Origin of the sequence: Paenibacillus sp. BK033 (genome assembly GCF_004345425.1) — a bacterium.
GTDB lineage: Bacteria > Bacillota > Bacilli > Paenibacillales > Paenibacillaceae > Pristimantibacillus.
Genome location: NZ_SLVP01000004.1, coordinates 407800 through 429451, shown reverse-complemented (window position 1 = coordinate 429451; position 21652 = coordinate 407800). Strand labels below are relative to the sequence as shown.

Below are 21652 nucleotides of genomic sequence, written 5' to 3'. Positions count from 1 at the left end.
CATTTATTTTATCGAAGCTGTTAAACTTTTGTCAATTCATTTAAATTCAAACATTTAGTGAACAGCGGCCCGAAAATCCTTATAAATAAAGGATTTTCCGAGCTCCAAACCGTACAGTACCACTGTATGCTGTACATTGCTTATCTAGCAGCTGTCCGCTTCGAAAACTATGAACGTTGTGTGAACGGTTCTGGCCGCACGATTGTTCTTCCAAAATGATGCAAAATCGCTTGCACGATGCGTACAGAAGCTTGTCCGTCGCCGTAAGGATTGGCAGATTTGCTCATTTTTTCGTACAGCACTGCGTCGTTCAGAAGAGCGCGCGCACGGTTGTATACCGTCTCTTCATCCGTGCCGACCAGCTCAAGCGTTCCGGCTTCGATCCCTTCCGGACGTTCCGTCGTGTCGCGAAGTACCAGGGTAGGCACGCCGAACGATGGCGCTTCTTCCTGCAGGCCGCCGGAATCGGTCATAATCATGTAAGCATGAGGATAAAAATTATGGAATTCGAATACGTCAAGCGGTTCGATTAATTGAATACGCGGATGATTGCCAAGAATCTCGTTAGCCGGCTCTCTCACGGCCGGGTTCGGGTGTACGGCGTAGACGATGGCTACGTCTTCATGCTCGTCAGCGATCCGTTTAACCGCGCGGAAAATGTTGCGGTGCGGCTCGCCCAGCGCTTCGCGGCGATGCGCAGTCATCAGAATCATGCGCTTGCCCTTCGCCCATTCGATGACCGGGTGGGAGAACGATGGATCCACCGTATATTGGAAAACGTCCGTTGCGGTATTGCCCGTTACGTAAATCGACGCTTCCGACTTGTTCTCCCTGCGCAGGTTGCCTGCGGACCATTCCGTAGGAGCAAAATGCACATCCGACAGAACGCCGGCCAACTGGCGGTTCATTTCTTCCGGATAGGGAGACAGCTTGTTCCACGTACGGAGACCGGCTTCAACGTGACCAACCTGAATCTGCTTCAGGAAGGACGCATAGCTCGCCAGGAACGTCGTCTGCGTATCGCCATGCACAAGCACGATATCCGGCTTCGCTTCCGTTAGAATAGGGTCCAGGCCCTCCAGGACGCGTACGGTTGTCTCGGTCAGGGTCTGGCGGTCCTTCATCACATTCAAATCATAGTTCGGCTGAATTTCGAAGAAATCAAGCACCTGGTCGAGCATTTGGCGGTGCTGCGCCGTTACGCAGACGATCGATTCGATCTGATCGGCATGCTTATTCAATTCCAGTACAAGCGGAGCCATCTTAACGGCTTCCGGACGGGTACCAAAAATCGTCATTACTTTCAGTTTAGACAAAACGTTTCACTCCTAAAATGAATGGTTGCTTAAAGAGCTCAGTCGAGAGCGATTGGTGACTATTCATGCTTCGTAAGCATACGCTTAATGAATGGTTACTTAAAGAGCTCAGTCAGAGCGATTGGTGACTATTCATGCTTCGTAGCCGCTTATTAATTCGTACCGAATAGACGGTCGCCGGCATCGCCGAGACCCGGCACGATATAGCCTTTCTCATTCAAAGCATCGTCGAGTGCAGCAAGGTAAATATCGATTTCCGGATGCGCATCCTGCACCGCTTTTACCCCTTCCGGAGCGGCAATCAGGCACATCAGCTTGATCTGGTCGCAGCCGCGTTTCTTCAGCGAGTTGATGGCCGCGATCGCCGAGCCGCCGGTAGCCAGCATCGGATCGATAACAATCAGCTGGCGGTTAGCCGCATCCGTAGGCAAATTAATGTAGTATTCGGTTGGCTGGAGTGTTTCGTGGTCGCGGACAAGTCCGATATGACCCACTTTTGCGGCCGGAATCAGCTTAAGCATCCCTTCAACCATACCAAGTCCCGCGCGCAGAATCGGAATAAGCCCCAGCATGCGTCCGGACACCACTTTCGCTTCCGTCGTTGCGACTGGCGTCTCCACCGTAATGGTATCAAGAGGTACGTCTCTTGTAATTTCGTAAGCCATCAGAGTGGCTACCTCGTCAACCAGTTCACGAAAGTCCTTCGTATTGGTATCTTTGTTTCTAATAAAGGTCAGCTTATGCTGAATCAATGGATGGTCGCATATAACCACTTTGCTCATGGAGCGTAATTCCTCCTGTGTGAATAAGTTATTCCTATAGTCTTGGACACAATCCCGTTTATTATATCACTCCGCCCCCTGCGATGCATCCAGAGTTTTATGGCTATCTAACGACGGTTTGCCTACAAAAAAGGACGAAACAGATGTAATCTCTGCTTCGTCCTGTAAAATTATACCGATGCGTAGTGGCAGGAAGCATAATGCCCCTTTTTCACTTCGACAAGCTTAGGTTCGACGGTTTTGCATTTATCCGTTGCCATCGGGCAGCGGGTGTGGAACTGGCAGCCCGCAGGCGGATTAATCGGGCTCGGCAGGTCGCCGGCGAGCACAATGCGCTCGCGGGTGGCTTCGATCTCCGGATCCGGGATCGGATTGGCGGACAGAAGCGCGCGCGTATACGGATGCGCAGGGCTGTTATACAGCTCGCCGCTCTCCGCAAGCTCGACGATTTTGCCAAGATACATAACGGCGACGCGGTCGCTTATATGCTTAACCATGGACAGGTCATGGGCGATGAACAGATAAGTCAGACCCATTTTACGCTGCAAATCCTGCATCAGGTTTACGACCTGAGCCTGGATCGACACGTCGAGCGCCGAGATCGGCTCGTCCGCGATAATGAATTTCGGATCCACCGCAAGAGCGCGGGCGATACCGATCCGCTGGCGCTGACCGCCGGAGAATTCGTGCGGATAACGGGTTGCATGGTCCGGATTCAGACCTACCAGATCCAGCAAATCCTCAACCCTCCGCTTGCGCTCGGCGCGGCTTCCCGCAAGTCCATGAATATCAAGCGCTTCGCCGATAACGTCGGTAATCGTCATCCGCGGATTCAACGATGCGTAAGGATCCTGGAAGATCATCTGCATATCGCGGCGCATTTGCTTCAGCTTAGCGCCTTTCAGCTTGTAGATATCCTCGCCGTTAAACGTAACGTTGCCGCTCGTAGGCTCGTAGAGACGCAGAATCGTACGGCCGGCCGTCGATTTGCCGCAGCCCGATTCGCCAACGACGCCAACGGTCTCGCCTTTCGCGATGGAGAAATCGATCTCGTTGACCGCCTTCAAAATATTGCCTCCGCCCAAGTTGAAGAACTTGCGCAGATTATTAACCCTAACTAACGGTTCGCTCATACGGACACCTCCGTTTTCGCGGGCTTCGCGTATGGATGCGCCATCCAGCATGCCGATTTATGCGATTCGTTGCCGTCAACCGGCAGAAGCTCCGGATCGTTGTCGACGCAGACGCGCATCGCTTCGTCGCAGCGCGCGCAGAAGCTGCAGCCTGCAGGCGGCTTGATCAGATCCGGCGGAGTGCCGAAGATCGGAATAAGCGGCTCGTCTTTTTTCTGGTCCAGACGAGGCACCGAGCGAAGCAGGCCTTTCGTGTAAGGATGCTTTGGATTTTTGAAGATTTCCCACTTGGTGCCGGTCTCTACTACTTTACCGGCATACATAACGATAACGCGGTCGCAAATATCCGCTACGACGCCAAGGTCATGCGTAATCAGGATAATGGAGGTTCCCATTCGCTCCTGAAGGTCCTTCATCACGCGCAGGATTTGCGCCTGAATCGTTACGTCGAGCGCCGTAGTCGGCTCGTCCGCGATAAGAAGCGAAGGATTGCACGCAAGGGCAATCGCGATCATCGCGCGCTGGCGCATACCGCCGGAGAACTCGTGCGGGTATTGGTTAAAGCGCGCAGCCGGATTCGGAATGCCTACGAGATTCAGCATCTCTATCGCACGGGCGCGGGCAGCCGAAGAGCTCATGCCTTGGTGCTTGATCAGGCCTTCCGTGATTTGACGGCCGATCGTCAGCGTTGGATTAAGAGAGGTCATCGGATCCTGGAAGATCATGCCCATCTCTTTGCCGCGGATGCTTTCCATTTCTTTCGGCGTCTTGGACAAAATCTCTTGCCCTTTGAACATAATCGAGCCGCTGGTCATCGCGGGCGGGCTTGGGATAAGGCGCATCAGCGTTTGCGCCGTTACGGACTTACCGCAGCCGGACTCACCAACGATTGCCACGGCTTCGCCTTTATTTATATGAAAGTTAACGCCGCGCACCGCTTGAACGGTACCGCCGCGAACTTTGAAATTAACACGAAGATCATTCACTTCGAGCAAACGTTCCATAGTTGCACCTCCTACTTTTTCATCTTCGGATCAAGTGCGTCGCGCAAGCCGTCACCGAAAATATTAAAGCAAAGCATGGTCAAGCTGAGCAAAATTGCGGGATACAGCATACGCCATGGATATACAGTCATCGCCTTGATGGCGTCATTAATCAAAGTACCGAGTGACGCGGCCGGCGATTGAACGCCAAGACCAAGGAAGCTAAGGAATGCTTCCGCAAAGATCGCATTCGGAACCGTCATCGTGATGGTAACGATAATCGGACCCATCGCGTTCGGGATAAGATGCTTGAACATAATTCGAACCGGGTTTGCGCCAAGCGCGCGCGCAGCGAGAACATACTCTTGATTCTTGAGCTGCATAATTTGACCGCGAACGATCCAGGCCATGTTGATCCAGCCCGTAATACTTAAAGCCACGATAATAGTGAACATGCTTGGTTCCATTACGACAATGAGCAGGATAACGACAAGCAAGCTCGGAATGGAATATAAAATTTCGCAGATACGGTTAAGAATTTCATCGACTTTGCCGCCGAAGTAACCCATGATGCTGCCCATGATAACGCCGACAATCAAATCGACGATTGCCGCATAAATACCAACCTGAAGCGAAATGCCCGCACCCATCCATGTTCTTGCGAACATATCGCGGCCAAGGCCGTCCGTACCGAACCAATGACTGCCGGATGGCGCCTGGTTGGTAGCCTTCAGGTCATTCGTGGAGAAATCGTTGCCCGTAAAATGATGAGCAATGGCTTGGCCGGAAATCGCCATCAGGACGATAAGGGCTAATATCCAAAGGCTGATCATCGCCATGCGATTGGACTTCAGACGAAACCAGGCATCCTTCCAAGCGGAAATGCTTTCGCGGACAACCGTCTCCGTTTGCTTCTCGTCATGACTCAGCTTTTCAAAATCATTAGGCTGCAGCACAGCTTGTTCCTTCATCGATTAGCCCCCCTTCCTGCTGGTCAATTTTATGCGCGGATCTACGAATCCGTAAGCGATATCGGTAAGGAAACGCGCCAGCATCAAAATGACGGCGTAGAACAGCGTGAGTCCCATAATAAGCGTGTAATCACGGTTGGTAATACTGTTGACGAAGAATTTGCCAAGACCGCCGATGCCGAAGATTTGTTCGATAACCACGGAACCTGTAATAATATTGGCCGTCATCGGACCAATGTACGTGACAACCGGAAGAATAGCATTCCGCAAAGCGTGGCGGACCAGAATAACGCGGCCGGACAAGCCCTTCGCCCGTGCGGTTTTCATATAATCCGCGCTGAGCACTTCCAGCATGCTGGAGCGTACAAGTCGCGCGATAAACGCGGCCGGCAGGAAAGACAAGGCGATGACCGGCATAATAAAGTCCGTCGGGTCATTCAATCCGGCTACGTCGAACCAGCGCAATTTGACGCCAAATACATACTGCAAGAATGGAGCGACAACGAAACTCGGTATCGATACACCAAGTACGGCCAGCAAAATCGTAAAGCCGTCAAGAAACTTGCGGTGGTTAAGCGCAGCAATCAGACCGAACAACACGCCGGCTGCAATCGCCAGAATAATGGCGAAGACACCGATTTGAAGGGAATAGATAAAACCAGTCTTAATAATATCAACTACAGTAACGTACTGTTGTTTCATGGACATCCCGAGATTAAAGTGAATCAGATTGTTCAAATAATGCAAATATTGAACGCCCAGCGGATCATTAAGTCCATACTCTTCATTCAAACGCTCTTGAATGGCAGGAGGAATGTTCTTCTCACTTTGGAACGGGTTGCCTGGAATGGCCTTCATCAGAAAAAAAGTGGCCGAGGCCAGCACAAAGATCGATACGATCATGAACAACAGCTTCTGAAGCACATAGCGGACCAAACGTCATGGCACCTCCTAAAAAGAATGATCACACAAAGCGCCATTACCATGGCTGTTTGTGATGATTCTTGCATCGTAAGCATCGACTTTAAATGAATTATCACCCTAATAGCCGCGTTTAGGGCCATTGTGATGATTCATTACTTCGAAAGCGTAAGCTTTCAAAATTAAAATTCTTAAACAAACGAAACTAAAAAATTGAAAGGGGATATATGCAGCTATCATTGGCCGCATATATCCCTCAATCCGTGCCGAGCCTTAATTACTTCGCTTCGTAGTAACCGCGGTTGTAATCAATGTCGCCTTTGTAGTCGATAAAGATGCCTTTGAAACCAGGCTTGATCATATAAACGGTGCTGTAGTAGTAGATCGGCATAATCGCGCGAGTACCGATTACAAGCGACTCAGCTTTGGACATTGCTTCCATGCGTTTAGCTTGGTCGTCCGTGCTGTAAGCTTCTTTGATCAGATCGTCGTACTCTTTGTTAGCAAAGCCAGTGTTGTTGTTACCGGATTTCGACGAGAACAGGTCGATGAACGTCATTGGATCATCGTAGTCAGCGCCCCAGCCGCCGCGTGCCACATCGTAGTTCAGGTGGTTACGGTTGTCGAGGAAGACGCCCCATTCTTGCTTGCTAACTTCGGTTTTGATGCCGAGGTTTTTGCTCCACATTTCGGCAATTGCTTCCGCAACCGCTTGATGCAGCTCATTCGTGTTGTAAGTTACTTTAACCGTTGGCATTGCAGTCAGGCCTTCTTCTTTCAGACCTTCGGCAAGCAGTTTTTTCGCTTCCTCAACGTCTTCTTTGAAGTAGTTGTCCGGATGCTCCGTACGGAAGTCTTCTTTTTCGCCTTTGATACCTGGAGGAACGATACCGTAAGCAGGCTTTTGCTCGCCTTTTGTTACGTTGTCAACGATATCTTGACGGCTGATCGCCATCGAGAGCGCTTGACGGATTTTTTCGTTATCGTAAGGCTTTTGCGTTGTATTGAACAGGTAGTAATAGATCGATGCGCTGCCTTGGATTTTGAACTCATCCGGATTGTTTTGCTTCAGCGTCGGGAATTGTTCGTTAGGGATCAGGCCAGTAGGCATGCCTGCATAATCCAGTTCGCCTGTTTGATACATGCTCAGCTCTGTATTCGAGTCGTTAACTTCAGAGAAGACAACCTTGGAGAGCTTGATGTCGTCTTTCGCGTAGTAGTTGTCGTTCTTAGCGATTGTAATGGAATTGTTCTTTTTCCAATCGCTCATTTTGAACGGACCGTTGGAAACCAGAGTCGAAACGTCTGTAGCCCATTGCTCGTTCTCTTTAGCCGATTTGTGAACCGGGTAGAAGACCGTGAAGGACATCAGACCAAGGAAATAAGGAGTTGGCGAGTTCAGCTCAACTTGCAGCGTGTGGTCGTCAACGGCTTTAACGCCAACATCGTCGGCTGTTACGCCGTCAGCTGCCGTGTTGTAAGCTTCCGCATTCTTGATGTAGTACAGCTGGTAAGCATAAGCGGATGCTGCCGGTTTCAGGTTAGGATCAAGAGCACGCTTCCAAGCGTATTCGAAGTCACCCGCAGTTACCGGATCCCCGTTGCTCCATTTCGCGTCGTCGCGAATGGTGAACGTGTACGTTTTGCCGTCGTCGGAGATTTTCCACTCTTTAGCGACAGCTGGTTCAACTTCGCCCTTCTCGTTCTTACGAGTCAGTCCTTCAAACAAACCGTTTACTACAGTTGCAGACACTTGGTCCTGTACCTGAGCCGGGTCAAGGGACGGCGGTTCAGTGGCAAGGTTCATGCGGAATACAGAGCCTTCGCTGCTTCCGGACTCTTGCTTAGGTGTACAGCCGACGGCTACAAGAGCCAGTGCAAGCAGTACGGAAATCATGGTAAAGCCATACTTCTTCTTCGACATTTTACTTCCTCCCCTGGATGTTCTCCTCTTGCTTTCTATTGTAATAATTTGACATTACATAAATTAAACATTGCGAGAATTAATACGAATCATTGAATAATTATCAATGAACATATGTTCAACCACCCTGTTTTACAAATGTTCAGGCCAAATTAGTACAAAAGTAATGTTAATTAATATACCATTAACAAATATACATAATTTATTATCATTTGTCACGCCCCAGAAATTACATTTCTATATTTGTCGAAATTTGACGAGATCTGTAGTTTCGTGGAACCCGCTTACATAGCATGCTGCAATCGGTTTAACTTATTCATAACATCAAGGCTAAGCGGCCACCGCGCGCGGAAAATGCTCCTCATTCAAATCATAGAGACCTGTGAAACAACGAACAATTCCTTTGCTTCTATACTTGCATAGCGAAATTACTATATCTCCAACGCGAATAACCCATATGAACTCAGCAAAAAAAAGAAAGAGGCCGTTCCCAAGCGGTCAATTGGACCTTGGGAACAGCCTCTTATGCTGCAAAGATAGCTTTTAGTACTTCATGTTCGGGTAAAGCGGGAATTGAGCAGTCAGGTCGCGAACCATGCCTTTGGCTTTAGCCAGGACCGCTTCGTCCTTCGGACTCTTCAGCGTCATAGCGATAATCTCGCCAATTGTTTTCATGGCCTTCTCGTCCATGCCGCGGGAAGTAGCAGCCGGCGTACCGAGACGGATACCGCTTGTTACAAACGGGCTTGTTGGATCGAATGGAATCGCGTTTTTATTCGCCGTAATTCCGATGGAGTCGAGTACATGCTCGGCGTCGCGGCCCGTAATGTTCAGGCTCCGAGTGTCAATCAGCATCAAGTGGTTGTCCGTGCCGCCGGAAACGATGTTGATGCCTTCCGCGATCAGCGTCTCGGACAATACTTTCGCGTTGCTTACCACTTTTTGCGCGTATTCCTTGAACGATGGTTGAAGGGCTTCGCCGAATGCAACGGCTTTTGCTGCGATAATGTGCATTAGAGGGCCGCCTTGCGAACCAGGGAATACCGCTTTATCGATTGCCGCTGCCCAAGGCTGACGGCAAAGAATCATGCCGCCGCGAGGACCGCGGAGCGTTTTGTGAGTTGTTGTCGTAACGAAATGCGCATGAGGCACCGGGTTCGGATGCAGACCGGCTGCAACAAGACCCGCGATATGAGCCATATCCACCATGAACAACGCGCCTACGTCTTGAGCGATTTGGCCAAGCTTCTCGAAATCGATTGTACGCGGGTATGCGCTCGCGCCGGCAACGATCAGACGAGGACGGTGTTTGAAGGCCGCTTTGCGAACTTCTTCATAGTTGATCGTAAATGTATCTTCTTCTACGCCGTAAGCAACGAAGTTGTACAAAAGACCGGATGCGTTAACCGGGCTGCCGTGCGTCAAATGACCGCCGTGAGCCAGGTTCATGCCAAGAACCGTGTCGCCCGGTTTGAGAACGGCAAGGTATACCGCCATGTTCGCTTGAGCGCCGGAGTGAGGCTGAACGTTCGCGTGCTCGGCGCCAAAGATTTCTTTCGCGCGCTCGCGTGCGATGTCTTCCACAATGTCCACATGCTCGCAGCCGCCGTAGAAGCGTTTGCCGGGGTAGCCTTCTGCATATTTATTCGTCAGGACCGAACCCATAGCTTCCAGAACCGCTTCGCTTACGATGTTCTCGGATGCGATCAGCTCGATGTTGTCGCGTTGGCGCTGCAGCTCAAGGCCCATTGCCTTCAATACTTCAGGATCTTGGTTACGTAAGTTTTCCATTGTGAAAAGCCTCCTAAATATAATTATTCGCAAGTTCCTGACGTCTGCTCTGACGCCAGGCCGCTGTCTTCCAAGGTGTATACCGCTCGCGCTCCGCCGATCAGCTTAGGCCGCGAAAAAGCCATCGTGACATGGGCTGCGCCAATCGACCGGATGGACGGTCTGACCGGAACCGCAACCCGGCGCAGGTGCATGCCGATAAAGGTATCGCCGATATCGATTCCCGCATGCGCCTGAATCGTTTCAACCAAGCAGGCATTCGGCAAATGCCGGAAAGCATAAGCGGCCATGGATCCTCCCGCTTTCGGAACGGGAACGGCCGCAACCTCATCCAGCCCATACTTGTCCGCCGCCTCGCGAGGGAGGACAAGCGCCCGGTTCAAATGCTCGCAGCACTGGTAAACCGGATAAAAGCCTACATCCTTACGGACCGCTTCAATGCCCGCATAAATCTGCGCGGCCGTCTCGACCGTTCCCGAAGTGCCGATCCGGTGGCCAAGCACCTCGCTTGTGCTGGTGCCGATGACAAGCAGCTGTCCGGCTCTAAGTCCCCCTGCCGCGACAAGCTCCCGCACAATCGTCTCCACATCGGCCGCAATAGTAATGGTTTCCTTTTGATTGTTCATGCCGAGATACCTCCTCAAAGATAAGAATGATCACATCTAGCGCTTCAGGATTAATTACACCGATAGCCTGTTAATTAAGCGGTTAATGATAATTCTCGCCTCGAAAGCATGGACCTAAGGATGAACCGTATACTGCTGCTCGATTTCCTTCACTTTCCGGACACGCCCTACATGTCGCTCGCCACCCGAGAACGGCGTCTCCATCCAGATGCGGACAATTTCCTGCGCAAGACCAGGGCCGATAATACGCTCGCCCATCGCAAGCACGTTCGTATCATTATGCTCGCGGGTTGCTTGTGCCGAAAACATGTCATGCACCAGCGCGCAGCGGATACCGGGAACTTTATTCGCCGCGATTGACATGCCGATACCCGTGCCGCAAATCAGAATGCCGCGGTCAGCTTGGCCGCTGGCCACTCTGTCCGCCACAGGCAGCGCGTAATCGGGATAATCCACCGACTGGCTGCAGTCGCAGCCCAAGTCTTCAATTTCATGACCAAGCGATAAAAGAAACGGAACAATTTCATCTTTCAGACGGTAACCCGCATGATCTGCACCAATTGCAATTTTCAACGCAAAACCCTCCTGCTAGTTGTCGAATCATACGGACTTATTATACCTAAAATCCTCAAAAAGACGAAAAAAGAGCATGACATGCTATGACTAGCATGCTGCTCTTTGCCCAGGCGACCGGCCGTATGTTCCGATGCTCCACCGTGGTTACCCACTTCCGTCGCCAGTTACATCGGAAACCGTCTTTGTTACCTTCATGATAGCTTATTCAACCATGAAAATCAATCAAATATACGCATAAATCGAGCCTTATTCCGGCATGGAATTTCATCCCTTTTGAAGCATTTGAAGGAGGGCCTTCAGGCTCTCTTCGATTTCTTTGGCGCAGCTCTCGTACATGCCGAGCGTCCCGCCGAACGGATCGGCGATATCGAAGCTGGGGATCCTGCGCTCCAGCTCCAGCAGACGGGAACGCTCCGCGGCCGACAGCTGCTGACCCAGCGCCTGCTTCATATGCATCTCCGTATACAGGCGTTCGAGTTCTTCGATGTCTGCCTGAACGGACGTGTCCTGGTTGACGTATTCCTTGAGCGTATACGCTTTATCCACCGCTTCAGGGAAATAGTTAAGCAAGCCGCGTTTATGTCCGGCTGTCATCGTTAGAATGAGATCCGCCCAAGCAACGGCTTCGCCGCTTAACGCGCGCGACGAGCCGCGGTGCTCGACCGATTTGCCCCGCAGCGCCGTAGCCGCATGCGACGAGATCGGCAGACCGTCAATGGTAGATACGCCGGCGGAGCGGACCTCGACCGAAATCCCCTTTTGCTCCGCCATCGCCCTCAGCATGGCTTCCGCCATCGGCGAACGGCAGGTATTACCGGTACAAACAAACAAGATGCGCGTCATGCTGCATTCCCCTTTCTGGTATAGCTGATTTCATTGTTGATTTTTAGAATATAAATAAAAGACCGAAAACGAGCAGGATCGCCCCGCCAAGCGCCTCCCCGTAGCCGCCCAGATTCTCGCTGACCCGGCGTCCAAGCAGCAGCCCCAGCACGGACATCAAGCCGCCGAAAAAACCAAACAATAAAACCGTCAGCAAAATATCGGCCTCGAACATGCCCAAAGTTACGCCAACGGAGAAGGAGTCGATGCTGACGCTGAACGCAAACAAGAACGTTCCGACCGAGGAACGGTAGTCCATCGTTTGGACCGATTCCCCTTTGAGCGAGCTGTAAATCATGTGTCCGCCAAGCAAAAGCAGCAGCACGCCCGCAGCCACCGTCGCCACATGGCCAAGCAGTCCGCTGACGAAATGTCCGGCATAGATGCCGCCAAGCGGCATTAGCACATGGAATAATGCGATGATGCTGCTTAACCGGAGCACATCCCGCAGGCGAATCCCCTTCAGCCCGATTCCGATTCCTAACGAAAAAGCATCCATGCCAAGCGCAACCGCCATAATGAGCAGTGTCGCGAATTGTCCGGCATGCAAAGTTGCATCAGTCACGCTATCGCCCCCATGTCCACATCCATTCCTAACCAAGATATGCGGACAAGGGGACAAACATACTATTCTATACGCGGACGATTTGATGTCCGGCCGCCTTCGCCAGACGGTTCATAAGAGCAAGACCGATTCCTTCTTCCGAGCAGCCTTCCGCCCATATGCGCTGCACGCCTTCCGAGTCAAACTGGCGAAGCGCGGCATACAGATTATGCGCCGCCTGCTCCGGATGCAGCTCGCTGCCGTAACTGAGAATCAGGTCGGCATCATAAGCGTTTGCTCTTTCGTCGAAAGTCAGAACACCTGTCTTTTGAGACATTGTTTTTGAACGGCCTAGCTGTTCCTGAATATATCTTACCGCATTCGAAGGCTCGCCCAGTACGATCCGAAGATCGCCCGCAGGCGCGTAATGCGTGTATTTCATGCCAGGCGAGCGCGGGGCTTCGGATACATCCGCTTTGTCCGCCGACGGCGCATCGATTACCGCTTCCGGCGCTGCGGCCCGCAGCCGCTCGGCCGTAATCCCCCCGGGACGGAGAATACGGATTGTATTCGAATCGGGCAGCTCCACAACGGTTGATTCCAGTCCGACGCCCGTTGCGCCCCCGTCTACGATTCCGCTGATTTTCCCGTCCAGATCCTCCAGCACATGCGCTGCAAGCGTGGGGCTGGGCCGGCCGGAGCGGTTCGCGCTGGGAGCTGCCACCGGACAGCCGGATTGCCGAATGAGGGCAAGCGCGGCCGGATGATCCGGCATCCGGATGCCGACGGTGGCCAGCCCCGCCGTAACAAGCGGAGAAACAGCCTCGGGGCGTACCGGGAGCACAATCGTTAGCGGACCCGGCCACAGCTCGCTCATCAGACGGCGGGCAAGCTCCGGATAAGGCAGCACAAGCTCCTCCAGCTGATTCTCATCCGCGATATGCACGATAAGAGGATTATCCGACGGCCTGCCTTTTGCCTTGAATATGCCTTCGACCGCCTTTGTGTTGCGGGCATCGGCGCCTAGTCCGTATACCGTTTCGGTCGGAAAAGCAACCAGCTCTCCGTCCCGCAGCAGCGCAGCCGCTTCCTCCAGTTGGCCGGCCAGCGCATCGGCGGAAGCCGCCTCCGCAACTCGCCAAACCTTCGTTGTTATCATCTCTATCCTTCAATCCCTGCTATACAAAGTAATCATTCATCATCTAACTGCCCCCATTATAGCATATACCTTCCGAATTGCAGAGCGGCGGCCCTTCACCGGGCGACTATGCGCCTTTGAAGAACCGCCGCGCGGAACTTGCATTAGAACAGGCTTTTCAGCCAATTGATGAATTGCTCAATGATTTCCAGCAGGAAAAACTTTGCTTGCGGCGCTTCGCCTTGCTTGTTCTCGTCTTGCGGCTTTTGAACGGAGGCTTCGGATTTGCCTTCCTTGCCGTCAGAGGCTTTTTCAACCTTTTCGTTTTCTTTATGATCAGCGGAAGCGGCTTTTACCGTCTCCGCCTTTGCAGCGTCGGCGTCCGGATCGGCTGCAACGGCTTCGCCTGTTGCGGCGTCAATGAAGCACAGCGGCGGAAAAAGCACGCACCACCAGTTTTGGCCTTTGCCTTCGCCAAGCGTAATCAGGAGAGCTTCATAGTTGCCTGCAGGATACACTTCGTTGCTGTACATTTTGGTCGGGAACGGCACCTGTCCAAGCTCTGCATGGTAATTATAATCGAACCCGCGGCTTGCCAGCACGTCGGCGACGATACCTTCGATTTCGTCCATATGATCAAGCACCATTTGGCGCGCTTCTTCAATGGTTTGCGGACCCGCCACCCAATTGTCCATCGCTTTCACCACGGCATCGCGGACAACGCGCTTTACGGCCTGGTCGGCAGGGGAGTCCGAATTGGCCAGGATGCGCAGACGAATGGAATCCTGCGGAATAATCGTATCGACCACAGCCGCATCCGTACGCTGCTGCTCCCAGCTCATCACAAGAACAAACAAAACGATAATCAACAAAGCATAAGATTTACGGAAATAAAAAAGGGAATTAGTGCGGTTCATCATAACACAAGCTCCTCTCGATCGCACCCGTCGGTGCGTCAGCTTGCGTTCCGGAACGTATCTATCCGTCATTATGTCCGCGTTCCCGGCTCTATAAACCTAGCAGAAGAAATGAAAATGATAGAGTTGTTTTCATAAACACAGTGGCCTGTGCATGAGGAGGGAAATGTAACGTGGAGGAGCAAAGGTAAGGGGTAGCTGTAACACGGTTTTTCCGTGTCGCAGCGAGGGATATCCGGGTAAATAAAAACACGCCGCCGGCATCGGATGATGCACCTGCAGCGTGTTTGAAGAATTACTTTGCTGTGCGGACGGCGATGACATGGCGCTCGATGCCGCCGTAGTCGGTAATGATCCGGATGTCGTCCCACTCGCCGACATCCCGCAGCAGCGCGGCAACGTCATGGGCTTGACCCATGCCAAGCTCAAAGGCGACAATACGCGGCAGCTGCGCAAGCGACGGCAGCTGCTCCACCATGCGGCGGTACGGATCCAGCCCGTCCGCCCCGCCGTCCAGCGCGAGGCGCGGCTCGTAATCGCGCACCTCGGGCTGGAGGCCCGCCAGATCATCCGCCGGAATATACGGCGGATTGGACACAAGCACATCGATGCGGATGTCCTCCGCATCGGGTGCCCCTGCGGCGCCGCGCTTCGCAAACGGTGCCAGCAGGTCGCCCTGCACGAACGCCATGCGGCCCGCCGCCTCATGGCGGACCGCGTTCGCGCGGGCGACCTCAAGCGCGTCCGGCGACAGATCGGACGCGCTTACGCGCCATCCGGGACGCTGCGAAGCAAGCGTCACGCCGATGGCGCCGGTGCCGGTGCCGACGTCAACCACCGTCGGCGCCTCAGCCCCGTCCGGCGGCCACAGCCTATCGGCCGCCTCAAGCACGGCCTCGACGAGCAGCTCCGTCTCCGGCCGCGGAATAAGCGTGGCCGGCGTAACCGTAAACGGCCGGCCGTAGAACCATTCCTCGCCGATGATATACTGCACCGGCTCGCCCGCCGCCTTGCGGCGGATCAGCTCGACCCATTCCGCGGCGTGTTCCGCCGGAAAGGGCTCGCCGAGGTCGCGCAGCATCGCTGACCGCTCGATGCCAAGCACATGCATCAGCAGCCGCTCTACGTTGGAGCGCGGCTCCATAACGCCAAGCCCCGCCAAAAACGAAGAAGCCTGCATGCAGGCTTCCCTAATGGTAAACGACGGTGCAAAAAACACCTCTTCGTCTTTATGAACGTTCATCTCTCTAGCTTCCCTTCCTTGGGAGTCTTTGGACTCGAAGGTCTTAGTTAAGCTCTCTCTCCAGCAATTCCGCCTGCTCGGCAATCGTCAGCGACGATACGATCTCTTCCATGTCGCCGTTCATAACCGAATCCAGCTTGTGCAGCGTCAGGCCGATACGATGGTCCGTAACGCGGCTTTGCGGGAAGTTATACGTGCGGATACGCTCGCTTCGGTCGCCCGTGCCAACCTTCAGCTTGCGCTCGCCAGCGTACTTCGCTTCTTCCTCCTGGCGGCGGATATCGTAGATGCGGGCACGCAATACTTGCAGCGCCTTCGCTTTGTTCTCGTTCTGCGATTTGCCGTCTTGGCAGGTCGCCATAATGCCGGTCGGCACGTGAAGCACGCGAACCGCCGACTTCGTCGTATTAACGGACTGACCGCCTGCGCCGCTGGAGCAGAACGTATCGATCCGGATATCCTTATCGAGAATTTCCACCTCGACCTCTTCGACCTCCGGCATAACCGATACCGTCGAAGTCGACGTATGAATACGGCCGCCCGATTCCGTTACCGGAATACGCTGAACGCGGTGAGCGCCGCTTTCGTATTTCATTTTGCTGTAGGCACCCTTACCGTTGATCATGAAGATAACCTCTTTAAAGCCGCCGAGATCGTTCTCGGAGAGGTCCATGAGCTCTACGCGCCAGCCCTGAGCATCCGCGTATTTCGTGTACATGCGGTACAGATCGGAAGCGAACAATGCCGCTTCGTCCCCGCCTGCCGCGCCGCGGATCTCGACGATAACGTTCTTGTCGTCGTTAGGGTCCTTCGGCAGAAGAACGATACGGATCTTCTCGTCCAAAGCCGCCTTGCGCTCGGACAGCTCTTCGATCTCCATCTTAACCATCTCGCGCATTTCGTCATCGAGCTTCTCGCCTTGCATAATCTTGGCGTCATTCAGCTGCTCCGACACTTGCTTATATTCTGTGAAGGCTTCATAAGCCTCTTGTAAATCCGATTGCTCCTTGGAATATTCCCGCAGGCGCTTCGGATCACTGGCTACATCCGGATCGCACAACAGTTCACTTAACTTCTCGTAACGGTCTGCGAGCGCTTGTAAACGGTCCAACACAATGATTCACCTCTATGATTTCCCTTTATTGTATCACCCATTATAGCACAACGGGCCCGCGTTTTCGACTGGTGTATTTGCCTAACTCGCCCGAAAGGGGCTCCGCGTCTTCCCTAAGGAAAACGGAGCCCCTTCACTATGCTTATTTCTTGTTTTTTCTAGCCGCCAGCACAACGGCAGCCAAACCAAGCACAACCGCTATAATCGACAGCGTGAGCGGAAGCGCGGAATCCGAGTCCTTCGAATCGCTGGCGTCTGCCGCGGCGCCGGCATCATGGCCGTGTCCGTCGCCTTCCGCGACAGCCGCCGTTACCGTTGTTACGGAAGCCGGTTTATCCGAGCCGTCCGCCCCTACCCACTCGACAACCTTGTTGTCGCTGTAGGTCTGGTATGCCTTCCACACAAGCCGGGTTGCGTCCTCGTTTACTTTGCCGCTCATGCGGAATTCCGTAAATTCCGTTTCGCTCAGGCCGCCGCCTTCCGCAGCCGTCCAGGTAATGCCCGTTACAACGCCGTTGGCATCCTTTTCAAGCTCGCTGGTCCAGCCCGGCTTGGGCTCTACGCGGGAAATCACCGCGCCGTCAGCCACTTTAACCTGAACCTTAACGGTGTTGAAGCCTTTCTCTTCGCTAGGCACGCGTACCGCGAATACCTGATACGAATTAGCCGGCACGGATGGCGGCTGAACCGTCACGTGGGCGCTTGCCACGCCCGCGAACATCATAAGGCATACGGCCATCGTGCCCGCTATTGCCCATTTTTTGATCTGCTTCTTCATCTCACACATCTCCCTTTCGGATCATCATAAGCCTGTCGCGCGCTTCTCTGACATGAGTATATAACCCGCGCGTGATGCTTGACATGACTCGAAAGGGCTACCCGGATATGACTATTATGTGTCGGTCCGTACTAATAATTCCGGAACTTTGTTTCCCGCACGAGCTCATTATCGTCTTGATCCATCACGCGGATCTCGGCGGTCCATTTGGAGGCGTAAGGCAAGAACGGACCGGTTGCTTCATAGGACGCGCTGAGATAGCCCGGGAAAGCATCGTTAGGCTGGCTGTCGTCCTTGACCAGCGGAATGTCGATAGGGGCGTCTTTCTTGCTGTCCGAATGCAGGCGCAGAATAACGGATTTAGGCGCCCCCGAAGCCTCCGGCAGCCAGACGTGAAGGGAAATCGTATTGTCGCCGCCGGGTACGTTAGGCGATACGTTAAACGTAACGTGCATGTCCTCGCCCATCTGGTGGAAGTTATACGGCTCGTTTGGCGGCAGCGGGCTCATATAAGTAAACACGGCTGCAATCGCCACGATGCAAGCCATCATAACGGCATCCGCCTTCAGCAGGCTTCCGGCCGGGAAGCCGCTTTTTTTCATCCGCAGACGCAGCAAAGTACCCGTCACAAGCACCGCGGCCACAAGAACGACTTTTACCGTGAGCAGTCCGCCCCATGTAGTCAGCCACAAATACGACAGCTTCGGCAAGAACAGCAGCGTCATCGTAACCCCGCTGATGACGAGCACGACAAGGGCAATCAGAGCGCCTCGCGAGAAGCTTGCGCCAAAGCGTCCTGCTTCCTTCCGGTCCGCATACCAGACGTACAAAAGCACGGCCAGACCGCCAGCCCAGACCGCGGAGGCAATCAAGTGGATAAAATCAAAGGCAATCGTCAGCACCTTCTGGTCGTTGGCCGCCGCATGGCCAATCAAGCTTTCCACGCCAAGCAGCAGAACGACCCACAACAGACTGACGAACTTCTCTTTGAACCGCTGGGCTACGAAACCAAGCAGAACCAGCGCAATCAGCTCGAGCCATGCCCGTCCGGTAGTCGTATTCGTAAACAGCGAGCCCCAGGAGGAGATCGGCTGGCCTTTCATCAAATCGTTGACCTGCAGGAAAATATGAACCAGTACCGTAAGCAAAAGCGCCCGCATCCCGATCACGGACAATCGCTTGAAGGCCGACTGCAGCGAATCGCTTGGCTTACGGATAAAGACCGACCATAAAGCGATGCCCGTCGCCAGCAAGAGCGCGGCATAATATAGCACCCGCACGGCGTACAGCACGTTTTGCTGCATCCCTTTCGAGCTGTTTGCCTGAACCGCAAACGTCTCTCCGTCCTTCCAGTCGGGCGGATTGCCAACAACAAACGCGTAAGTGCCGCTGACCGGATGGCCATCCTCGGAAATGATATGGTAAGAGACCGAATAAACGCCGTCTCCAAGCTTGGGAAGAGCGGCCTTCAGGGTTGTTCCGCCGTTCTCCAGAACAAGGTCCCCGGTCTTTATCGGGCTGGACTTCGAATCGACGACTTCCAGGGAACCCGCCCCTGGCTCGACCGCCTCGTTAAACGATAGCTCTACAAAAGGCGGCGACTCGGCAAGCTTCACGTTCGCGGCAGGAACCGTCTTCTCCAGCGTCGCATGCGCGAAAGCCTGCGGCGCAAGCGTCAATGCCAATACAACAAGCAGCATGAGGGCTGCCAGAATTCGTTTCGGTAACGTATGTAGATTTGCTGTCATCACACCATACTCCTATTCTTTAGCTTCCTTCCCATTGTACGACCGCAAGTCCCTTTCCGCATGACTCGATAGAGCTACGGCATGGGCAAAAGGCATTCCCCGCAGAAACAGAACAAAACGGTATTGCCCTCCCAATGAGAACAATACCGCTTTTTCCCGCTGCTATTAAACGTTGAAACGGAAGTGCATCACGTCGCCGTCCTGTACCACGTATTCTTTGCCTTCAAGGCGCAGCTGGCCTCTTTCTTTCGCCGCGTTCATCGTACCGGCGGCAGCCAGGTCCTCGAACGACACCACCTCGGCGCGAATGAAGCCGCGCTCGAAGTCGGTATGGATAACGCCGGCCGCTTGCGGGGCCTTCATGCCTTTGCGGATTGTCCAGGCACGAACCTCCTGCACGCCGGCCGTAAAGTACGTATACAGGCCAAGCAGCTTGTACGCCGCGTTGATCAGACGGTTAAGACCGGATTCCTGCAGGCCCAGCTCTTCGAGGAACATCGCTTTGTCCTCGCCTTCCAGCTCAGCGATCTCTTCTTCCACCTTCGCGCTGATTGGCACCACTTGCGCTCCCTCGGCAGCTGCGAATTCACGCACCGCTTGCACGAACTTGTTATTATCCGTATCCGCAACTTCCGACTCGGCTACGTTTGCCGCATACAGCACCGGCTTCATCGTGAGCAGGTGAAGATCGCGGATAATCAGCTTCTCGTCGTCGGACAGCTCTACGCTGCGCGCAGGCTGGTCGTTGTATAGAGCTTCCTTGACGCGTTCCAGCACTTCAACCTCCTGGGCGATTTTTTTGTCGCCGCCTTTGAGGTTTTTGCGGGAACGCTCGATTTTTTTCTCGACGGACTCGATGTCCGCCAGAATCAGCTCAAGGTTGATGGTCTGGATATCGCCAAGCGGATCCACCTTGCCGTTTACGTGCGTGATGTTCTCGTCCTCGAAGCAGCGCACGACGTGAACGATCGCGTCTACCTCGCGGATATGGGCAAGGAACTTGTTGCCAAGGCCTTCGCCTTTGCTTGCGCCTGCCACAAGGCCGGCAATATCAACGAATTCGAACGCGGTGGGAACCGTCTTGTTCGGCTGCACGAGCTCCGTCAGTTTGTCCAGACGGTAGTCCGGCACCTCTACCACGCCAACGTTCGGGTCGATCGTACAGAACGGATAGTTCGCGGATTCCGCGCCTGCTTGCGTAATTGCATTAAATAAAGTGGACTTGCCGACGTTCGGCAGACCCACGACACCTGCTTTCAAAGCCATGAAATAAGACACCCCATTTTCCGAAGTAACAATCTCACGTCATTATACCCGATGCCCGCTTACAATAAAAGCCCTAGTACAAGGTAGACAGTTCTTCCAAAAATGGGGCGTTGCCGCCTTTATTCCGCTTTGGTCGCGTCCGCTTCTTCCGGCACACCGCAATCACGTACATCGGATCGCGGCTCTTGAACCTCGCAAGCGGCAGCGTCATCAGGATCATGCTCGTCTGCACGAATCACTTCACCGTCCGGCACATAGATTCATGCCATCAGCATATGTAGAAGGAGCCGGCTGCAAAGGCTGTTCGCCTCATGCATGGCTGCGTTATTTTTTATAGAAGGATAAACCGAATAAATAACCGGCAAGGACATTAAAAATCGCTTCGTTCTTGTCATCCAGCACAATCCGGCTAAACGTACCGTACGCGCCTTCCGCCCCGGTGTACAGATTGCCGTAATTGACGGCCGCCACATAGTTCAAGACCACGATGACGATCGACAGCATTAACGTGAACTGCGTTTCCTTCACGCGAAACCCGAACTCGCCTTTGCCGATTAGATGTAGACTTGCTCCAAAGCCAAAGGTAATGGCGAACAAAACAAACAGGAACTTGGCCGTTACATCCGGATCTCCGTTGCGGATTAGAAATTCGTTGCTTGCGTAAACGACAAGCATGGTGAACAAGAGAAACAAAACGAACACCAGATACTTGTATATTGCTGACTTCTTAACCATTTTTCTGCACCCCTTATGTTGTCTAACGCGATTGCATGCCAAACCCTCCCCGCGCCCATACTAACAAAGGACCAGGAGGTGAAAACGACACAATGGAAAATCAAAGCCACAAAGGCAATTATAAAGGCACAACGGCCATGAAGGCAAAGAACCAAGATATGGCATTTGTCAACGATACGATCGAGGATGCGAAGTCCGTTACGAACTTCTCCTCCAAGAACAAAAAAACGGACTAATCGAAACATAAAGCCCCCGCTTGGAGGC

22 protein-coding genes and 1 riboswitch are annotated in these 21652 nt (G+C 53.3%); of the genes, 1 reads left to right on the top strand and 21 read right to left on the bottom strand.

Translation table 11 applies throughout. The features are described 5' to 3' along the window. Positions 1–167: 167 nt before the first annotated feature. From wecB to EV294_RS16735, 21 genes are all read right to left on the bottom strand, one after another. Positions 168–1316 (bottom strand): non-hydrolyzing UDP-N-acetylglucosamine 2-epimerase, encoded by a 1149-nt coding sequence (gene wecB / locus EV294_RS16830; RefSeq protein WP_132308758.1) that lies wholly within the window; start codon positions 1314–1316, stop codon positions 168–170. A 152-nt stretch (positions 1317–1468) separates the two neighbouring features. Further along, positions 1469–2098 carry a uracil phosphoribosyltransferase gene (upp, locus tag EV294_RS16825; RefSeq protein ID WP_127497908.1) on the bottom strand — a complete coding sequence of 210 codons (630 nt, stop codon included), beginning with the start codon at positions 2096–2098 and terminating at the stop codon, positions 1469–1471. Positions 2099–2268: 170 nt separating this feature from the next. Then, positions 2269–3231: an ABC transporter ATP-binding protein gene (locus EV294_RS16820; protein ID WP_132308756.1), complete on the bottom strand. Its 963-nt coding sequence runs from the start codon at positions 3229–3231 to the stop codon at positions 2269–2271. Next, positions 3228–4235: an ABC transporter ATP-binding protein gene (locus tag EV294_RS16815; RefSeq protein WP_132308754.1), complete on the bottom strand. Its 1008-nt coding sequence runs from the start codon at positions 4233–4235 to the stop codon at positions 3228–3230. The genes EV294_RS16820 and EV294_RS16815 overlap by 4 nt, the downstream gene beginning before the upstream one ends. A gap of 11 nt (positions 4236–4246) precedes the next feature. Then, entirely contained in the window at positions 4247–5185 is a 939-nt protein-coding gene (locus EV294_RS16810; RefSeq protein WP_132308752.1) for an ABC transporter permease, read from the bottom strand. A 3-nt stretch (positions 5186–5188) separates the two neighbouring features. After that, the gene (locus EV294_RS16805; protein ID WP_132308750.1) at positions 5189–6121 is read right to left on the bottom strand and encodes an ABC transporter permease; all 933 of its coding nucleotides are present in this window, start codon (positions 6119–6121) and stop codon (positions 5189–5191) included. 262 nt (positions 6122–6383) lie between these two features. Beyond that, positions 6384–8030, bottom strand: coding sequence for a peptide ABC transporter substrate-binding protein (locus EV294_RS16800; protein ID WP_132308748.1), 1647 nt, complete (start codon positions 8028–8030; stop codon positions 6384–6386). 543 nt (positions 8031–8573) lie between these two features. After that, positions 8574–9821 carry a serine hydroxymethyltransferase gene (locus EV294_RS16795; protein WP_132308746.1) on the bottom strand — a complete coding sequence of 416 codons (1248 nt, stop codon included), beginning with the start codon at positions 9819–9821 and terminating at the stop codon, positions 8574–8576. Between the two features lie 23 nt (positions 9822–9844). Then, positions 9845–10447 carry a TIGR01440 family protein gene (locus EV294_RS16790; RefSeq protein WP_132308744.1) on the bottom strand — a complete coding sequence of 201 codons (603 nt, stop codon included), beginning with the start codon at positions 10445–10447 and terminating at the stop codon, positions 9845–9847. A 114-nt stretch (positions 10448–10561) separates the two neighbouring features. Continuing rightward, a complete protein-coding gene (gene rpiB / locus EV294_RS16785; protein WP_132308743.1) occupies positions 10562–11020 on the bottom strand; it encodes a ribose 5-phosphate isomerase B in 459 nt (152 codons plus the stop codon). Positions 11021–11120: 100 nt separating this feature from the next. Beyond that, positions 11121–11201, bottom strand: a riboswitch (ZMP/ZTP riboswitch). An 86-nt stretch (positions 11202–11287) separates the two neighbouring features. Continuing rightward, positions 11288–11866, bottom strand: coding sequence for a low molecular weight protein arginine phosphatase (locus tag EV294_RS16780; RefSeq protein WP_132308742.1), 579 nt, complete (start codon positions 11864–11866; stop codon positions 11288–11290). Positions 11867–11909: 43 nt separating this feature from the next. Further along, the gene (locus tag EV294_RS16775) at positions 11910–12422 is read right to left on the bottom strand and encodes a manganese efflux pump (RefSeq protein ID WP_208403496.1); all 513 of its coding nucleotides are present in this window, start codon (positions 12420–12422) and stop codon (positions 11910–11912) included. A 115-nt stretch (positions 12423–12537) separates the two neighbouring features. Further along, entirely contained in the window at positions 12538–13608 is a 1071-nt protein-coding gene (locus EV294_RS16770; protein WP_132308738.1) for an L-threonylcarbamoyladenylate synthase, read from the bottom strand. 143 nt (positions 13609–13751) lie between these two features. Then, entirely contained in the window at positions 13752–14504 is a 753-nt protein-coding gene (gene spoIIR, locus EV294_RS16765; protein WP_132308973.1) for a stage II sporulation protein R, read from the bottom strand. Between the two features lie 295 nt (positions 14505–14799). Continuing rightward, positions 14800–15747: a peptide chain release factor N(5)-glutamine methyltransferase gene (gene prmC / locus EV294_RS16760; protein ID WP_132308971.1), complete on the bottom strand. Its 948-nt coding sequence runs from the start codon at positions 15745–15747 to the stop codon at positions 14800–14802. A 43-nt stretch (positions 15748–15790) separates the two neighbouring features. Next, positions 15791–16861 (bottom strand): peptide chain release factor 1, encoded by a 1071-nt coding sequence (gene prfA, locus EV294_RS16755; RefSeq protein WP_132308736.1) that lies wholly within the window; start codon positions 16859–16861, stop codon positions 15791–15793. Between the two features lie 142 nt (positions 16862–17003). Continuing rightward, positions 17004–17639, bottom strand: coding sequence for a YcnI family copper-binding membrane protein (locus tag EV294_RS16750; RefSeq protein ID WP_132308734.1), 636 nt, complete (start codon positions 17637–17639; stop codon positions 17004–17006). A 131-nt stretch (positions 17640–17770) separates the two neighbouring features. Further along, positions 17771–19387: a copper resistance CopC/CopD family protein gene (locus tag EV294_RS16745; RefSeq protein WP_132308732.1), complete on the bottom strand. Its 1617-nt coding sequence runs from the start codon at positions 19385–19387 to the stop codon at positions 17771–17773. Positions 19388–19552: 165 nt separating this feature from the next. After that, positions 19553–20653: a redox-regulated ATPase YchF gene (gene ychF, locus EV294_RS16740; RefSeq protein ID WP_132308730.1), complete on the bottom strand. Its 1101-nt coding sequence runs from the start codon at positions 20651–20653 to the stop codon at positions 19553–19555. Between the two features lie 73 nt (positions 20654–20726). Next, positions 20727–20885 carry a hypothetical protein gene (locus EV294_RS30325; RefSeq protein ID WP_165930706.1) on the bottom strand — a complete coding sequence of 53 codons (159 nt, stop codon included), beginning with the start codon at positions 20883–20885 and terminating at the stop codon, positions 20727–20729. Positions 20886–20977: 92 nt separating this feature from the next. After that, a complete protein-coding gene (locus tag EV294_RS16735) occupies positions 20978–21388 on the bottom strand; it encodes a hypothetical protein (RefSeq protein ID WP_132308728.1) in 411 nt (136 codons plus the stop codon). A 92-nt stretch (positions 21389–21480) separates the two neighbouring features. On the opposite strand from EV294_RS16735, the gene EV294_RS30320 reads away from it, so the two are divergent. Next, complete coding sequence (locus EV294_RS30320; RefSeq protein WP_015847389.1) at positions 21481–21624, top strand: hypothetical protein; 144 nt, start codon at positions 21481–21483, stop codon at positions 21622–21624. The last annotated feature ends 28 nt before the right edge of the window (positions 21625–21652 follow it).

Excerpts from the sequence above, each read along its gene's own strand:
- upp (WP_127497908.1), bottom strand. The coding sequence starts at position 2,098 with ATGAGCAAAGTGGTTATATGCGACCATCCATTGATTCAGCATAAGCTG.
- EV294_RS16820 (WP_132308756.1), bottom strand. The coding sequence starts at position 3,231 with ATGAGCGAACCGTTAGTTAGGGTTAATAATCTGCGCAAGTTCTTCAAC.
- EV294_RS16815 (WP_132308754.1), bottom strand. The coding sequence starts at position 4,235 with ATGGAACGTTTGCTCGAAGTGAATGATCTTCGTGTTAATTTCAAAGTT.
- EV294_RS16810 (WP_132308752.1), bottom strand. The coding sequence starts at position 5,185 with ATGAAGGAACAAGCTGTGCTGCAGCCTAATGATTTTGAAAAGCTGAGT.
- EV294_RS16800 (WP_132308748.1), bottom strand. The coding sequence starts at position 8,030 with ATGTCGAAGAAGAAGTATGGCTTTACCATGATTTCCGTACTGCTTGCA.
- EV294_RS16795 (WP_132308746.1), bottom strand. The coding sequence starts at position 9,821 with ATGGAAAACTTACGTAACCAAGATCCTGAAGTATTGAAGGCAATGGGC.
- EV294_RS16790 (WP_132308744.1), bottom strand. The coding sequence starts at position 10,447 with ATGAACAATCAAAAGGAAACCATTACTATTGCGGCCGATGTGGAGACG.
- EV294_RS16780 (WP_132308742.1), bottom strand. The coding sequence starts at position 11,866 with ATGACGCGCATCTTGTTTGTTTGTACCGGTAATACCTGCCGTTCGCCG.
- EV294_RS16775 (WP_208403496.1), bottom strand. The coding sequence starts at position 12,422 with ATGGCGGTTGCGCTTGGCATGGATGCTTTTTCGTTAGGAATCGGAATC.
- EV294_RS16770 (WP_132308738.1), bottom strand. The coding sequence starts at position 13,608 with ATGATAACAACGAAGGTTTGGCGAGTTGCGGAGGCGGCTTCCGCCGAT.
- spoIIR (WP_132308973.1), bottom strand. The coding sequence starts at position 14,504 with ATGAACCGCACTAATTCCCTTTTTTATTTCCGTAAATCTTATGCTTTG.
- prmC (WP_132308971.1), bottom strand. The coding sequence starts at position 15,747 with ATGAACGTTCATAAAGACGAAGAGGTGTTTTTTGCACCGTCGTTTACC.
- EV294_RS16750 (WP_132308734.1), bottom strand. The coding sequence starts at position 17,639 with ATGAAGAAGCAGATCAAAAAATGGGCAATAGCGGGCACGATGGCCGTA.
- EV294_RS16745 (WP_132308732.1), bottom strand. The coding sequence starts at position 19,387 with ATGACAGCAAATCTACATACGTTACCGAAACGAATTCTGGCAGCCCTC.
- ychF (WP_132308730.1), bottom strand. The coding sequence starts at position 20,653 with ATGGCTTTGAAAGCAGGTGTCGTGGGTCTGCCGAACGTCGGCAAGTCC.
- EV294_RS16735 (WP_132308728.1), bottom strand. The coding sequence starts at position 21,388 with ATGGTTAAGAAGTCAGCAATATACAAGTATCTGGTGTTCGTTTTGTTT.
- EV294_RS30320 (WP_015847389.1), top strand. The coding sequence starts at position 21,481 with ATGGAAAATCAAAGCCACAAAGGCAATTATAAAGGCACAACGGCCATG.